Here is a 14483-nt window from a genome sequence, read left to right on the forward strand (position 1 = left end):
AACCAAGGAAAAGCTGAAAGCGTTCCGCCTTCAGGCGGTAAACGAGGTCGTGACCCAACCAGGACGACGACCGGACCGCCGCGAGAAGGAGAACCTTCGGCACCCGCCAGTAGGGCACCGACGTGGCCGGATCCGCCGGTTTCAGTGGGGTGCTCGCCATAGCCGGGTCAGCAGATCTGGACTCAGGTGCTCTTTGTGCAGGTACGCCGTCGCGCCGCAGTCGGCCGCCCCGGCGGGAAGATCCTCGAGGTCGTAGGTCGACATCAGCAGGACCATCAGCTCCGGGTGTGCCGCCCGGATGCGGCGCGTGGCTTCGATGCCGCCCATCCCCGGCATGTGGATGTCCATCAGCACGATCCCGGCATCGCGGTCCCGAAGCAGTTCGATCGCGGATTCGCCGGTTTCGCATTCGCCGGCCATGACGAAATCTTCGGTGGCAGCCACGGCGGCGGCGGTAGCGAGACGGAAACTGGCCTGGTCGTCGACGACCCAGACTGGCACTCGCTCGTCCCGCACCTGGGCATTATGCGAAGCCTGTCCGGCCCAGACAATGGTGTACACACCACACTTCGCAAGGCTGTCGACGCTCACCGTTTCAAGCCGAGACGTGTTCGAGGAACATCAGTACGGCCTTGACCCGCCGGTCAACCGAGTCGTCGACGGTCAGGCCCAGCTTGGAAAAGATCGAATTTATGTGCTTTTCCACCGCCCGCTGCGAAAGCACAAGCCGTTGCGCCACTGTGCGATTGCTGAGTCCGGTCGCCAATTCGGCGAGCACCTCGCGTTCCCTGGGGGTCAATCGGCTAAGGGTTGCCGCGGAGCGCGGCTGGGCCAGTAGCGCCTCCACCACCAGCGGATCGAGCACCGTGCCACCGGCAGCGACTTGGTGCACCGCCTCGCTGAGCTGCTCGAAATGCGAAATACGTTCCTTCAACAGGTATCCGCGGGCCGCGGTACCGCCGTCCAGAAGGCCCGCCGCGTAGCTCGGGTCCGCGTATTGCGACAACACGATCACCCCGGTGGCCGGATGCGCGGTGCGCATCCACCTGGCCAACCTGATGCCCTCATCGGTCGATGTCGGCGGCATCCGCACGTCGGTGAACAGCATCGTCGGTTGATGCTTCTCGATCAGTTCGACGGTGGAGTCGTAGTCTTCGGCAACGCCGACGACAGTGACGTCGGGGTCGGTCGACAATGCCCGGGAAACGCTGTCTCGCACCAACAGGGAATCCTCGGCAATGAGGACCGAGATCGGACCGCTCATGTTGCTGCCGTCCTTTCCCGGTCGTTCAAGATCACCGTCGCCGCTCCACGTCGTCGGCGTCGACGGTGAAATTATCCGGCTATCGGCGCCAATTCGCTCGACTAATGCACAAACCGATGGCATGCCACTACCGCATTTCTTCATGCCACGCCGCGGTTGGGTTCGATGACCACGGCCGACGGTTCGCGCGATCGGAGATATCAAGCCTGCTGCAGGCGCGGTGAACCTGGACCATCAACGTTTGCTCCGGATTAACGCCAGTCGGTCGAATCGCCGGCAGGCGCCGATTCGGAGCGCATTGGCTTCGGCGATGGTGACCAATCGTTCGTCGCAGGCTTGCCAGCCGATATCTACCCACAGCGTGCGGCCCGAGGCGTCCGTACTCAAAACGAGCGTGGATTTGTTGATCGTTCCTCTTCTTCGCGGCGGTCGTATCGCCACCGGCGACACCCTTACCATCAGGTCGCGGATAGTGCGCATTGCAAGTCGTCCCTTACAGGTCCTTGTCGTTGACGTGACATCGGCTCTCGCAGCGACGCCATCTCGGTCCTACGGCTGCGGCAGCTGCACAACCATGGTCGCCGCCAGTCGAGGTCCGTGGCAGCCTGCCGGCACCACGATTTGTGGTGGTGCGCACACGGTGGTGCCTGCACCATTTTCCGACCTGTGCACACCCGGGGGTGCATATCACCGCCGAATGTGGTGTGTGCTCTCTGGTCCGCTGCCGCGCTGTCCGACGAAACTTCATGCCATCCAAGGCATGTCCACACCGAGTGTGACAAGCCGACACGACAAGGAGGCGTGAAATGCCGCAACCAGCAACGACATCCGCCGTGACACCCGTCGCAAAACCCGATGTCATCGAAAACGTCGAGCCAATCGTGGTGGAAGACGTTGCGTCTCAGGCGCCCGTCCTCATCACCGAGCAGGAGGTTGTGTTCAGTACCGCGGTGGCCCTGTCGCCTCGGCCGGCATCGAAATCGCGCCGGTTGTTCGACGCGATCCGCGCAGCCGGCGCCGCATTGCGCCTGCCGCCACCGAAACAACACCTCCCGCAGTCCAACAGGTACCTTGAGCACGCCCGCATGGCCCGCGAGATGGAGCGGCTGTGACCTGAATGGAACCAGCAGCGGCGCAACGGGATTCAGGGTATTCAGGCCAACGCGAAATACCGCAACCACAGATAGATCGCGGATATCCCGATGGAGATCGCCGCGACGATGGCGCCCTTGCGGGTGAATTCCCAAAAGGAGATCGGGCTTTCGGCTCGGCGGGCGATGCCCAGGATGACGACGTTGGCGCTGGCGCCGACGGCGGTGAGATTGCCGCCGAGGTCGGTCCCCAGCACTAGCGACCACCACAGCACCTGCGGGTGCGGGCTGCCCGCCATCGAATGCACCAGCTGGCCGACGATCGGCGCCATCGTCGCCGCGTAGGGCACGTTGTTGATGACGCCGCTGAGCACGAAGGACACCACCAGGATCAACATCGTCGTCAACAGCGCATGGCCACCGGTAGCTTCGGTGGCCATGCGCGCCAGTTGGTTCACGACGCCGGTCTTCACCAGGGCGCCCACCATGACGAACAGCCCGGTGAAGAACAGCAGCGTGTCCCATTCGACACCGGATAGGTAATCGGAGTGCTCCAGCCCGGAGATCACCACGAGGATGCCGGCCCCCAGCAGCGCCACGACCGAGGGCTCCATGCGAAGCGCCGAATGCGCGACGAATCCGATCAGGACCGCCATCAGGACAGCACCGGACTTGATGAGCAGCCGCGGATCGCGGATGGCTTCGCGTTCCTCCAGCGACATCACGTCGGCGACCCGCTCCGGTTCGACGTGGAACGCGCCGGGGAACAGGCGCGGCAACAGCGCGACGAAAACAGTCAGCACGACGATCACGTCGGCGTCATGTGGATCAGAAAGTCGTTGAACGACAAGCCCGCCCGGCTGCCGATGATGATATTCGGCGGATCGCCGACCAGGGTGGCCGCGCCGCCGATATTGGATGCGAACACCTCCGCCATCAGAAACGGCGCGGGGTTGATTGCCAGTCGATCACAGACCAGCAGCGTGACCGGCGCGATCAACAACACCGTCGTGACGTTGTCCAGCAACGCCGACGCGATCGCGGTGACCAATACCAGCAGGATCATGATGCGCAGCGGGGAGCCCTTGGCGCGTTTGGCCGCCCAGATGGCGATGTATTCGAACACGCCGGTCTTGCGCAGCACGCTGACGATGATCATCATGCCGAGCAGCAAAAAGATTACGTCCCAATCGATCCCGGTGTCGCGGGAGTAGAAGACGTCATCTGACCTGATCACCGGCAAGGCGACCACGATCGCCGCACCCGTCAGAGCCACCAACGTCTTGTTGATCCGGTCGCCGGCGATCAGCGCATAGGCGATCACGAAGACGGCGATCGCTATGTAGTTCATTGGCTTTCAGTGTTTTCGTAGTTCAGTGTTTCAGCGCTGCCGCCAGTAGGTGGGATGCGGTGATGACGCCGAGCAGCCGGTCGTCCTTGACCACCGCGATCAGCGGGCTGCGCAGCTGGGCCATGATCGCCGCCACCTCGATGATGGTGTCGTCGGCGTGCGCGGACGGTAGCTTGACCAGCTTCTCGGGCAGCACGTCGCGAACCGTCTTGGAGCCCAGCTTGTCGGCGGCGCGATCGGCCATGGATTCGTTCAGCACGCCGGCCAGCGAGGGATCGTCTTGCACATATCGAGGCACCAGGAACCTGACCACCTGGGACGCCGGCAGCACCGCGAACGGTTTACCGGCGCTGTCGGTCACCACGATCCCCGGTAATTGGTGCTCGGCGAGCAGCCGGGCGGCGGCGAGGGCGTCCGAGTCGACGGTGACGACCGGGAAGTCTTCGGCGAGTTCCGCGGCGCGCATAGATAGACAATACGGCGCGGCATCTGTGAGAGTTCGGCATCCGCCCGTCGCTGCGTAGACTGGCTGGATGCTGGAACAGATCCGCGGGCCCGCTGATCTGCAGCACCTTTCCCAGCGGCAATTGCGCGGCCTGGCTTCCGAGATTCGCCAATTCCTGATCCACAAGGTCGCCGCAACGGGGGGGCACCTGGGCCCGAACCTCGGTGTCGTCGAACTAACGCTGGCGCTGCACCGGGTATTCGACTCACCTCACGATCCGATCGTCTTCGACACGGGTCACCAGGCCTACGTGCACAAGATGCTCACCGGCCGCTGCCAGGACTTCGAAAGCCTGCGTAAAAAGGGCGGGCTGTCCGGCTATCCGTCGCGCGCCGAGAGCGAACACGACTGGGTGGAGTCCAGCCACGCCAGCGCGGCGTTGTCGTACGCCGACGGCTTGGCCAAGGCTTTCGAGTTGACCGGACACCGCAACCGGCACGTCGTCGCGGTGGTCGGCGACGGCGCCCTCACCGGCGGCATGTGCTGGGAGGCGCTGAACAATATCGCGGCGTCGCGCCGCCCGGTCGTCATCGTGGTCAACGACAACGGCCGCAGCTACGCACCCACGATCGGCGGGGTGGCCGACCATCTGGCGACGCTCCGGCTGCAGCCGGCCTATGAACAGGCGCTCGAGAAGGGCCGCGACGCGGTGCGCGCGGTGCCGCTGGTGGGCGAGGTCGTCTACCACTTCCTGCACAGCGTCAAAGCCGGGATCAAGGACTCGCTGTCGCCGCAACTGTTGTTCACCGATCTCGGGCTGAAGTACGTCGGCCCGGTGGACGGCCACGACGAACACGCGGTGGAGGTGGCCCTGCGCAGGGCGCGCGGCTTCGGCCGTCCGGTGATCGTGCACGTCGTCACGCGCAAGGGGATGGGCTACCCGCCGGCCGAGGACGACGAGGCCGAACAGATGCATTCGTGCGGCGTGATCGACCCGGCAACCGGCCTGGCCACCAAGGTCGCCGGCCCGGGGTGGACGGCGACTTTCTCCGACGCGCTGATCGCCTACGGCAAGAAGCGCCGCGACATTGTCGCCATCACCGCGGCCATGCCGGGCCCCACCGGACTGACGGCGTTCGGGAAGAAATTTCCGGACCGATTGTTCGACGTAGGCATCGCCGAGCAGCACGCGATGACGTCGGCGGCCGGGCTGGCGATGGGCGGTCTGCATCCGGTGGTCGCGATCTACTCGACGTTCCTCAACCGGGCTTTCGACCAGATCATGATGGACGTGGCGCTGCACAAGCTGCCGGTCACCCTGGTGCTGGACCGGGCCGGGATCACCGGCTCGGACGGCCCCAGCCACAACGGCATGTGGGACCTGTCGATGCTCGGCATCGTGCCCGGTATGCGGGTAGCCGCACCGCGCGACGCCACCCGCTTGCGCGAGGAACTCGGCGAGGCGCTGGACATCCACGACGGTCCGACGGCTTTGCGGTTCCCGAAAGGCGATGTGGGCGAAGATGTTCCGGCCATCGAACGGCGCTCCGGCGTGGATGTGCTGGCGGTGCCGGCCGGCGGTTTGAACCACGACGTGCTGCTGGTGGCGGTGGGGGCCTTCGCGCCGATGGCGCTGGCGGTGGCCAAACGGCTGCACAACCAGGGAATCGGAGTGACGGTGATCGACCCACGCTGGGTGTTACCGGTGTCCGACGCGGTCGGCGAACTGGCGGCACAGCACAAACTGCTCGTCACGCTGGAGGACAACGGGGTCAACGGTGGCGTGGGTGCCGCGGTATCGGCCGCGCTGCGGCGCGCGGAGATCGACGTGCCGTGTCGCGACGTGGGACTGCCGCAGGAGTTCTTCGAGCACGCGTCGCGAGGTGAGGTGCTGGCCGATCTCGAACTGACCGACCAGGACGTCGCCCGCCGGATCACCGGTTGGGTCGCCGCACTCGGCGCCAGGGCGACGGAGTCCGGCGAAGCGCCGATCAGCGAACGACTCGACTAGCCTGCTGGGGCCGCAGGCGTCTGGGTCAGGGCCGCGGCCAGCGCGGGGACCACGAGCTTTCGCTGCCAGGTCCGCGCCTGGCCGAGGCGCAATTGCTCCTCTACGGCCTCGACCGCACCACCGGCATTCGCCGAGATGGTCTCCCAGTCCCAGCACAGCCGCCGCACCAGGTCAGGCAAGATCAGGTTCTCGGCCGGCACCCCGACCCGCTGTGACACTTCCGCCAGGGCCGCCCGGGCAGCCTCCAGCCTGGCCGCGGCCTCGGGTTTCCGTTTGCTCCACCGCGCCGCCGGCGGCGGCCCGTTGGCCGGTTCGGCTTCGTCCAGCGAATTCGGGCTCTCCCGGGCCGCCTGCAACGCCGCCAACCACGTTGCAGCGCTGCGGCGCTGGTTGCGCCCGCCGAATACCGGCAGGGCGACGAGATCCTCGACCGTCTTCGGGTCGGCGATGGCGGCGTCGATGATGGCCGAGTCAGGCAGGATGCGACGCGGCGCAATGTCGCGGCGCTGGGCGATCCGGTCACGCGTCGTCCACAATTCACGGACCGCCGCCAAGCCGCGCGGGTCACGTACCTTGTGGATCCCCGACGTTCGCCGCCAGCGGTCCCGCCGGACGGCCGCCTCCCGCTCGGCCTCCCGTGCCTCGAAGCTGCGTAGGTATTCGAATTCCTCTGCGGCCCAGTCAGTTTTGTGCTGCTGAGCCAGGACTTCCGCGATGGCCCCCCGCAGCTCGATTAGCAGTTCGACGTCGAGTGCCGCGTAATTGAGCCATTCGATGGGCAGCGGCCGCTTGGACCAGTCTGCAGCGCCGTGGCCCTTGGCCAGGCCGAGGCCCAGCAGCCGGTGGACCATGGTCGCCAGGTTGACCCGGTCGAATCCGGCCAGGCGCCCGGCGAGCTCGGTGTCGTACAGCGCCGGTGGCCGCAGGCCGACCTCGGCCAGACAGGGCAGATCCTGATCGGCGGAGTGCAGAATCCACTCGTCCTGGCCCAGGACCTCAGCCACCGGACGCAACACGGTCAGCGGATCACCGCCGTGGCTGACCGGGTCGATGAGCACGGTGCCGGCATCGGCCCGCCGGATCTGAATCAGGTAGGCCCGGTTGGAGTAGCGGAAGCCAGACGCGCGCTCGGCGTCCACCGCAAACGGTCCGCGGCCGCGGTCCAGGAGCGTAGCGGCCGCCTCGATGTCGCCGGCCGTCACCGACAGGTGCGGTAGCCCGTCGGCGGGATGCAGTAGCGGGGTAGGTTCCGGTTCGGTGCCGCCCGAAGAATCAGTCTCCGGCGGAGACGGCTCGGGACGCATGTCAGGCGCGTGACCGCGAGCCCAGGTCGGTGACCCCGGTCGGCGGCATACCCGCGGCGTGCTCCAGGACCTCGCAGAACGCCTCGACGTGGGCGCCGAGGTCGGGAGTTGTCGCCGTCCACGACGCGCGCAGTTCAAGCTGGTGGGCGCGCGGCGGTCCGGAAATGTCGCCGTAGCGCACCGACGTGGTGGCGGTGACGGTGCCGCCCAGCGCGGTGACCTGTTCGGTGCGCGACGCAAGCGCATCGACCAGCCAGCTCCAGGCCACCTCGGGCAGCAGGGGGTCTACCGCCTCGTGTGAGTCCAGGTCGGCCTGGATGTAGGCGACCAGGCGAATGGTGCCGTCCCACGCGTCGGAGCCGTCCGGGTCGTAGAGCAGGATCAGCCGGCCGAAGGCGTCGCCCTCGGATCGCTCGGGGACGATCTCGACGTCGGGATGCTTGACCTCGGCGCCCAGCGCGTAGCTGTACGGAGCCAGTCGCTGCGGCGGCCGAATGGGACCGAGCTCGATTTCGGGCCGCACGGTGACAGCGTTCATGGCCGCCACCGCTTCGCGGAAGGGGGCCGGTTCAGCCGGGGAAGTCACAAATGGACGGTAGACCCATCCCCCGACACGCCGCGACAGGCGCGCCGTTTTCGGGCTAGTGGGGGGTCTCTTTCCTGGGGCCGTCGGTCCCGAACCGGGCGGGGCGCTTCTCGCGGTGGGCGGCGAGCCCTTCGCGGACGTCGGGGCCGCCGAACCCGATGAATTCCAGCCCGAGCGACGTTTCGAAAGCCGGCCCGAACATGCGATACCAGTGGTTGAGGCTGTGTTTGGTCCAGCGGATCGCGTGTTGGGCCCCGTTGGCCAGGTTCTCGGCCAGCCGTGTCGCGGTGGCCAGCACGTCGTCGTCGTCGACGCAGGTGGACACCAGCCCGATGCGTTCGGCTTCTTCGCCGGACAGCGTCTCGCAGGTGAGCAGGTAGTACTTGGCCTTGGCCATGCCGACCAGCAGCGGCCAGCAAATCGCCGCGTGGTCGCCGGCCGCCACCCCGAGCTTGGTGTGACCGTCGATGATCTTGGCGGTGCGGCCGGCCACCGAGATGTCGGCGAGCAAGGCCACCACCAGACCGGCGCCGACGGCAGGGCCCCTGATGGCCGACACCACCGGTTTGTCGAGGTTCACCAGGTTGAGCACCAAGTCGCGGGCCTCGCGCATGATGCGGACACGGCCTTCGTAGTCGCCCATGGTTTCCTCGATCAGGTCGAAGCTGCCGCCGGAGGAAAACGCCTTGCCTTCGCCGCGGACCAGGACCACCTTGACGTTGGGATCGCGGTCGATCACCGGCCAGATGTCGGCGAGGTCACGGTGCATCTGCGGCCCCACCGAATTCAGCCCCGGCGCGTCGAGAACCAGCGTCAGCACGCCGTTATCGCCGGGTTCGATTCGCAGACTGGGGAATTCGTCATAGCTCACTGGAGCGTGGCGCACTGGCATACGTGGATGCTACGCACGCCCCGATCGAGCGGCGGTGCCCGCCTCCGCTTTGATGTCGCCGCGGACAATGCGTTCGGCCAGGCGGGAAGCCAACGCCATGATGGTCAGCGCCGGATTGGCGCTGCCCTGCGTGGGACACACCGAGCCGTCGGCCAGGAAGAGGTTGGGTACGGCCCAGGTCCGCTGGTCCGAGTTGACCACGCTGGTCTGCGGGTCCGAACCCATCCGGGCGCCACCGATGAGGTGTGCGAATCGCTGGATGGTCAACATGTCCTGCGCGTCGGCGGCCTGCAGGATGTTCTTGATCACGTTCGTCGAGTACTCCATGTTGGCCTTGTCGTTGTCCGACAGGGTGTAGTCGAAACGGGCGACAGGAATTCCGTAGTGATCGGTCGCTTCAGCTCCGGAGGCCAGGGTCACCCGGTTGTCCGGGTGCGGAAGCAACTCGTTGAGCACCCCGATGGTGGCCCAGTGGTTGTAGTCCCGCATGTATTCGCGCAGCGCAGCCCCCCAATGCCCGTCGGCCAGGACGTGTTCGGCCCAGCCGATGGGCATTGGCGAGACGGTCTGGATGGAAAAGCCGCGGGCGAAACCACGCTGTGGATCGGTTTCGTAGTACTGCTCCGACGACACCTCCGGCGGCGGCGCCTTGTACATCCGCAGTTCCTCCGGCCAGCGGCCCGCGGTCTGGGATGCGCCCTGCACCATCACATATCGGCCGACCTGGTCGTCGTTGTTGCACAAGCCGTGCGGGAATCTGGCGCTTGTGGAGTTGAGCAGAAGCCGCGGAGTCTCGATTGAATAGCAGGCTATCGCAACCACTTTGGCACGCTGGCGGCGCTCCTTTTCTCCATGCTCGTCGAAATAGACCACCCCGCAAGCATTTCCGGCCTCGTCCAGTTCGACGCGGCTGGCCATGCAGTTCGCCCGGATCTCGACGCCGTGGGCCAGCGCGTCGGGCAGGTGCGTGACGAACGGGCTGGCCTTGGCGTTGACCTTGCAGCCCTGCAGGCAATACCCGCGGTAGATGCAGTGCGGCCGGTTGCCGAAGGTGCCGTTGACGATTCCCACTGGGCCGACGCGCATCTCGATGCCGAGTTTGATGGCGCCTTCCCACAGCCGCATGGCTGCTCCGGTCACCGGATGCGGCGCGAAGGGGTAGCGATGCGGATCGCCCCACGGCCAGTCTTGACCTGCCACCGGCAGCTCTTGCTCCAAGCGCTGGTAGTGCGAGCGCAGGTCGGCGTAGCTGATCGGCCAGTCGGCGCCGACGCCGTCCCGGGTGAAGGTTTCGAAGTCGCTGGGGTGAAACCGCGGCGTGTAACCGGCGTAGTGCACCATCGATCCGCCCACGCCGCGGCCGGAGTTGTTCTTGCCCAACTCGATTGGGTCGGAGCCGCCGATGATCCGCTTCTGTGTCCAGTACAGGGCGTGTGAGCCGGCTTCGTCGGAGACCCAGTCCTCGTCGGGGTGCCAAAACGGGCCGGCCTCGAGTATCACGATTCGCCAGCCGGCCCGCGCCAGTCGCTGGGCCAGCACCGAACCGCCCGCACCGGCGCCCACGACGACGAGGTCGACTTCCTCGTCGTCGGAGTAGCGACGCATGGTGGCCTCGCCGGGCAAGTCGCGCGAGTGCACGTCGAGCAGGAACCGGGAGTCGTTGTCCCGCGGCCCCACTGCGCCCTTGAGCAGGCCGCGCCAGAAGTCACCCATCGATGTCGTCCTCATTCACGGCTTTGACCGGGTCCTCGTCGGTTGCGCCCGGGCTTTCGAAGGGTTCCCGGCTGCCCACGCCGCCCAGCCGCATGAAACCGCGGGGATAGGCGGGGCCGCCGAAGCCGATCTCGTTCCATGCCCATGGATGGCTGTAGAACGCGCTGAGCGCCATCCGCATCACCACCGACCAGGCCCGCGAGACGTTCAAGCGCTCCCAGCTGCCGCCGGACAGCTTTCCGTCGGCGAACTGCCCGATGATCGATTCCCGGCTGTCCAGGTCGGCGGCGGCAAACGACTCAGCACCCGAGGTCGCCCGGGCTGTCTCATCCAGACCCGCCAGCACCAGCCGCCAGGTGTCGCGGTCGTCAGGCATGTCGGCGTATTGATAGCCGTCGAGCTTGCCGTCGGCGAGCTTGGCGTCGACGAACTCGGCGACGGGAATGCGGGGATCAGAATCCTGAGCGAGCACGGTGTCGCAGAACGCCCGCAGGGTCGGCTCGTGCGACGCGTCGAAAAAACGCAGCGGCCCGGGCTTCTCGAGCCGGGCCAGCACCACTTTCTTGGTTGCGTCGTCCCAGCTGTCGACGGTGGCCAGCACGTCATAGTCCGGATAGCGGCCGATCATCTGCGGCGTGGTGCCGCGACGCTGGCGGGGCAACCATGACGGATGCAACGGCCGTCCGTTCCGCCTCAAGTGGGGCAGATGCTCGCCGCTGGGAATGTCCGGCATCGCAGGCTCTCACTTCTCCCGCCGCAGCACGGCGGCCAGCAAGCCCATCCCCCCGACAACGCTCATCAGCCCGGGTGCGGCGATGGGCGGTCCCATCGGAACGTTGTAGCTGGCCATTCCCCAGCCGCCGGGACGACGCGACACGCCGCGAGCATGGAAGTACTGACCCATCAACCCGTTCGCCGCGTACACGGCTGCGGTGATCGGCAGCCAGCGCTTGGCCCAGCGCTTCGAAAAGACGCCGCCCACGCCCGCCACCACCACTGGCGGGGTGACCACGATGGGGCTCCACATCCATTTGTTGCCGAAGCTGGCCTTGTAGTGCTCCAGGTAGACCTCGGCGGTCGTCACCACCGCCGCGAACGCGGTCAACCCCGACAGCGAGCGCTCGAAGCGGCCATGGGCTACGTTCCGCAGCACCCGATCGACGAGGTACTCCACCTCTTCAACAGTGTTGGCGCCACTTCCCGGCTTGTCCATAAGCAACATCGAACGTCTCCTTCCGCGGCAGTCGAGGGGGGCGACTGGACTTCGAAAATGTGTCCCCGCCTAACGGCGCTTACCCAAAACGGCCGCCCACTAACGGGTCCGGGGCACAGGATTTGGCCGACGTGGCAGCATTGGGGCCAGTGAATATTCCTGCGCGTACCCGTCGCGACCTCGTCCAGTCGCCCTATCTGGCCGCCGTCGCCGGCCGCAAACCCAGCCGAGTCCCGGTGTGGTTCATGCGGCAGGCGGGTCGTTCGCTGCCCGAGTATCGGGCGTTGCGAGAACGCCACAGCATGCTGGCGGCCTGCTTCGAGCCGGAAGTTGCCTGCGAGATCACTCTGCAGCCGATACGCCGCTACGACGTTGACGCGGCAATCTTGTTCTCCGACATAGTGGTGCCGCTGCGGGCGGCGGGCATCGATCTGGACATCGTCGCCGACGTCGGACCGGTGATCGCTCATCCGGTTCGCACCGCCGCAGATATCGATGCGATGAAACCCCTTGAGCCACAATCGATTCAGCCGGTGCTGCAGACGGTCTCGTTGCTGATCGACGCATTGGGCGAGGTACCGTTGATCGGTTTCGCCGGTGCCCCGTTCACCTTGGCGTCCTATCTCGTCGAAGGCGGGCCCAGCCGAAACCACGCCCGTACCAAGGCGATGATGCTGGCCGAGCCGGCGAGCTGGCATGCGCTGATGACGAAGCTGGCCGATTTGACCATCGCGTTTCTGCGCGGCCAGATCGACGCCGGGGTCGACGCCATCCAGATGTTCGATTCGTGGGCCGGCACGCTGTCGCTGGCCGACTACCGCCAGTACGTGCTGCCGCACAGCGCCCGGGTTTTCGCTTCGCTGGCCGACTACGGCGTGCCGATGACGCACTTCGGTGTGGGGACCGCTGAGCTGCTGGGCGCGATGTCCGAGGCCCTGAAGTCCGGCACCTGCGCCGGACAGGGCACGGCCGTAGGCGTCGATTGGCGCACGTCGCTCACCGACGCCGCGGCCCGCGTGCAACCCGGGACGGCGCTGCAGGGCAACCTCGACCCGGTGGTGCTGTTGGCGGGTTGGCCGGTGGTGGAACGTGCCGCACGTGCCGTCGTCGACGACGGGCGTCGCGCCGTGGACGCCGGCGCGGCCGGCCACGTCTTCAACCTCGGCCACGGAGTACTGCCGGAGACCGATCCCGGAGTGCTGACCGAGTTGGTGTCGCTGGTCCACTCGTTATGAGGGCGCGTTCGTATTGCATTGTGGGTGGCGGTATTTCGGGTTTGACGGCGGCCTACCGGCTGCGGGCGGCCGCGGGTGACGACGCGATCATCACGCTGTTCGATCCCGCCGACCGGCTCGGCGGGGTGCTGCGCACCGAGCTGGTGGCCGGCCGGCCCATGGACGTGGGCGCTGAAGCGTTCGTGCTGCGCAGGCCCGAGATGCCGGCGCTGTTGACCGAGCTGGGCTTGTCGGGGCGCCAACGCGGCACGACCGGCGCCCGACCGTTGATCTACAGCCAGGGCGAGCTGCACCCCCTGCCGTCGGGCACGGTGGCCGGTATCCCGTCGTCGGCTGCATCGGTGGCCGGACTGGTCGACGAGGACACGCTCGCGCGCATCGAGGCCGAACCGGGCCGTCCTTTCAGCTGGCAGCCCGGCAGCGATCCGTCGGTGGCCTCGCTGGTGACCGACCGGTTCGGCGAACAGGCCGTGGCGAGGTCGGTGGATCCGCTGCTGGGCGGGGTGTACGCGGGGTCGGCGGCGACGATTGGGCTGCGTGCGGGGGCGCCCACCGTTGCGGCCGCGCTCGACGGCGGCGCGGGGAGTTTGACCGACGCGGTTCGGCGGGGATTGCCGCCGGCCGACGGCGGGCCGGTGTTCGGATCGCTGAGCGGTGGCTATCAGGTACTGCTCGACGAACTCGCGGCGCGCAGCCGGCTGCGGTGGGTGCAGGCCGCGGTGACGAAGCTGGAACCCGGTTGGGTGCTGCACGACGACACCTGTACCAGCTGGCACGCCGACGCAGTGATCCTGGCCGTCCCGGCCGCGCGACTGGTGCGCCTGGTCGAGGATCTGGCCCCGCGCAGCGTCGCCGCCGCCGGCCGGATCGCCAGTGCCTCGTCGGCGGTGGTTGCGCTGGCGGTGCCGGCCGACACTGCGTTTCCGGATTCTTCCGGTGTGCTGGTGGCCAGTGGTGAGCCGTTGCGAGCCAAGGCGATCACCTTGTCGTCCCAAAAATGGGGGCGGAAATGGGGCGACGATGCTGAGGTGCAGCTGCTGCGGCTGTCATTTGGGCGGTTCGGCGAGGATCTGGCCGTCCGGGCTTCCGACGACGAACTGCTGGCCTGGGCGCTGAGCGACCTGGCCGCGGTGTTCGGTCTGGACGTTCAGCCGGTCGATGTCCGCGTGCAGCGCTGGGTCGACGCCATGCCGCAGTACGGACCGGGTCATGCGGATCTGGTCGCGCAGGTGCGGGCGGGTCTGCCGCCGACGCTGGCGGTAGCGGGCAGCTATCTGGACGGCATCGGCGTGCCCGCTTGCATTGGCGCGGCCGGCTCAGCGGTCACCCGCGTCATCAGGGATGTCGAGGCGCTCGACGCGCAAGTGGCACGATAGGT

Annotated in this window: 14 protein-coding genes and 1 pseudogene; 4 read left to right on the forward strand and 11 right to left on the reverse strand. The window is 67.0% G+C overall.

From position 1 onward, the window contains the following. Window positions 1-141: 141 nt before the first annotated feature. The 3 genes from A5791_RS02205 to A5791_RS02215 all read right to left on the reverse strand — a co-directional run bounded on the left by A5791_RS02205 (window position 142) and on the right by A5791_RS02215 (window position 1744). A complete protein-coding gene (locus tag A5791_RS02205; RefSeq protein ID WP_231995771.1) occupies window positions 142-516 on the reverse strand; it encodes a response regulator transcription factor in 375 nt (124 codons plus the stop codon). Between the two features lie 79 nt (window positions 517-595). Then, a complete protein-coding gene (locus tag A5791_RS02210) occupies window positions 596-1264 on the reverse strand; it encodes a response regulator transcription factor (protein ID WP_067230306.1) in 669 nt (222 codons plus the stop codon). Between the two features lie 234 nt (window positions 1265-1498). After that, window positions 1499-1744: a hypothetical protein gene (locus tag A5791_RS02215; protein ID WP_067230310.1), complete on the reverse strand. Its 246-nt coding sequence runs from the start codon at window positions 1742-1744 to the stop codon at window positions 1499-1501. 326 nt (window positions 1745-2070) lie between these two features. Here A5791_RS02215 and A5791_RS02220 point away from each other — a divergent pair, with 326 nt between their 5' ends. Next, window positions 2071-2376, forward strand: coding sequence for a hypothetical protein (locus tag A5791_RS02220; RefSeq protein WP_156660955.1), 306 nt, complete (start codon window positions 2071-2073; stop codon window positions 2374-2376). A gap of 41 nt (window positions 2377-2417) precedes the next feature. Here A5791_RS02220 and A5791_RS02225 read toward each other — a convergent pair. After that, window positions 2418-3706, reverse strand: a pseudogene (locus A5791_RS02225) (SLC13 family permease). Window positions 3707-3728: 22 nt separating this feature from the next. Continuing rightward, window positions 3729-4172 carry a CBS domain-containing protein gene (locus A5791_RS02230; RefSeq protein WP_067230317.1) on the reverse strand — a complete coding sequence of 148 codons (444 nt, stop codon included), beginning with the start codon at window positions 4170-4172 and terminating at the stop codon, window positions 3729-3731. Window positions 4173-4239: 67 nt separating this feature from the next. Here A5791_RS02230 and dxs point away from each other — a divergent pair, with 67 nt between their 5' ends. After that, on the forward strand, window positions 4240-6162 hold the full coding sequence (gene dxs, locus A5791_RS02235) for a 1-deoxy-D-xylulose-5-phosphate synthase (RefSeq protein ID WP_067230321.1): 1923 nt from the start codon (window positions 4240-4242) through the stop codon (window positions 6160-6162). Here dxs and A5791_RS02240 read toward each other — a convergent pair. The 6 genes from A5791_RS02240 to A5791_RS02265 form a co-directional block, all read right to left on the reverse strand. Further along, on the reverse strand, window positions 6159-7466 hold the full coding sequence (locus A5791_RS02240) for a ribonuclease D (protein ID WP_067230324.1): 1308 nt from the start codon (window positions 7464-7466) through the stop codon (window positions 6159-6161). The genes dxs and A5791_RS02240 overlap by 4 nt on opposite strands. Window position 7467: 1 nt before the next feature. Further along, the gene (locus tag A5791_RS02245) at window positions 7468-8004 is read right to left on the reverse strand and encodes a DUF3000 domain-containing protein (RefSeq protein WP_067230329.1); all 537 of its coding nucleotides are present in this window, start codon (window positions 8002-8004) and stop codon (window positions 7468-7470) included. Between the two features lie 103 nt (window positions 8005-8107). Continuing rightward, window positions 8108-8944: an enoyl-CoA hydratase/isomerase family protein gene (locus A5791_RS02250; protein WP_067230332.1), complete on the reverse strand. Its 837-nt coding sequence runs from the start codon at window positions 8942-8944 to the stop codon at window positions 8108-8110. A 9-nt stretch (window positions 8945-8953) separates the two neighbouring features. Further along, complete coding sequence (locus tag A5791_RS02255; RefSeq protein ID WP_067230337.1) at window positions 8954-10657, reverse strand: GMC family oxidoreductase; 1704 nt, start codon at window positions 10655-10657, stop codon at window positions 8954-8956. Further along, the gene (locus tag A5791_RS02260; RefSeq protein ID WP_067230341.1) at window positions 10650-11390 is read right to left on the reverse strand and encodes a gluconate 2-dehydrogenase subunit 3 family protein; all 741 of its coding nucleotides are present in this window, start codon (window positions 11388-11390) and stop codon (window positions 10650-10652) included. The genes A5791_RS02255 and A5791_RS02260 overlap by 8 nt, the downstream gene beginning before the upstream one ends. 9 nt (window positions 11391-11399) lie before the next feature. Continuing rightward, the gene (locus A5791_RS02265; RefSeq protein ID WP_067230345.1) at window positions 11400-11879 is read right to left on the reverse strand and encodes a hypothetical protein; all 480 of its coding nucleotides are present in this window, start codon (window positions 11877-11879) and stop codon (window positions 11400-11402) included. A 146-nt stretch (window positions 11880-12025) separates the two neighbouring features. Here A5791_RS02265 and hemE point away from each other — a divergent pair, with 146 nt between their 5' ends. Further along, window positions 12026-13105, forward strand: coding sequence for a uroporphyrinogen decarboxylase (gene hemE / locus A5791_RS02270; protein ID WP_231995775.1), 1080 nt, complete (start codon window positions 12026-12028; stop codon window positions 13103-13105). Continuing rightward, window positions 13102-14481, forward strand: coding sequence for a protoporphyrinogen oxidase (locus tag A5791_RS02275; RefSeq protein WP_067230351.1), 1380 nt, complete (start codon window positions 13102-13104; stop codon window positions 14479-14481). The genes hemE and A5791_RS02275 overlap by 4 nt, the downstream gene beginning before the upstream one ends. Window positions 14482-14483: the final 2 nt, after the last annotated feature.

Origin of the sequence: Mycobacterium sp. 852002-51163_SCH5372311 (assembly GCF_001667115.1) — a bacterium.
Lineage (GTDB): Bacteria > Actinomycetota > Actinomycetes > Mycobacteriales > Mycobacteriaceae > Mycobacterium.

What these genes read in the sequence shown, in the direction of transcription:
- A5791_RS02240 (WP_067230324.1), bottom strand. Translation starts at nt 7,466, where the DNA reads ATGCGTCCCGAGCCGTCTCCGCCGGAGACTGATTCTTCGGGCGGCACC.
- A5791_RS02220 (WP_156660955.1), top strand. Translation starts at nt 2,071, where the DNA reads ATGCCGCAACCAGCAACGACATCCGCCGTGACACCCGTCGCAAAACCC.
- A5791_RS02265 (WP_067230345.1), bottom strand. Translation starts at nt 11,879, where the DNA reads ATGTTGCTTATGGACAAGCCGGGAAGTGGCGCCAACACTGTTGAAGAG.
- A5791_RS02255 (WP_067230337.1), bottom strand. Translation starts at nt 10,657, where the DNA reads ATGGGTGACTTCTGGCGCGGCCTGCTCAAGGGCGCAGTGGGGCCGCGG.
- A5791_RS02245 (WP_067230329.1), bottom strand. Translation starts at nt 8,004, where the DNA reads ATGAACGCTGTCACCGTGCGGCCCGAAATCGAGCTCGGTCCCATTCGG.
- A5791_RS02260 (WP_067230341.1), bottom strand. Translation starts at nt 11,390, where the DNA reads ATGCCGGACATTCCCAGCGGCGAGCATCTGCCCCACTTGAGGCGGAAC.
- A5791_RS02210 (WP_067230306.1), bottom strand. Translation starts at nt 1,264, where the DNA reads ATGAGCGGTCCGATCTCGGTCCTCATTGCCGAGGATTCCCTGTTGGTG.
- A5791_RS02230 (WP_067230317.1), bottom strand. Translation starts at nt 4,172, where the DNA reads ATGCGCGCCGCGGAACTCGCCGAAGACTTCCCGGTCGTCACCGTCGAC.
- dxs (WP_067230321.1), top strand. Translation starts at nt 4,240, where the DNA reads ATGCTGGAACAGATCCGCGGGCCCGCTGATCTGCAGCACCTTTCCCAG.
- A5791_RS02275 (WP_067230351.1), top strand. Translation starts at nt 13,102, where the DNA reads ATGAGGGCGCGTTCGTATTGCATTGTGGGTGGCGGTATTTCGGGTTTG.
- A5791_RS02250 (WP_067230332.1), bottom strand. Translation starts at nt 8,944, where the DNA reads ATGCCAGTGCGCCACGCTCCAGTGAGCTATGACGAATTCCCCAGTCTG.
- A5791_RS02215 (WP_067230310.1), bottom strand. Translation starts at nt 1,744, where the DNA reads ATGCGCACTATCCGCGACCTGATGGTAAGGGTGTCGCCGGTGGCGATA.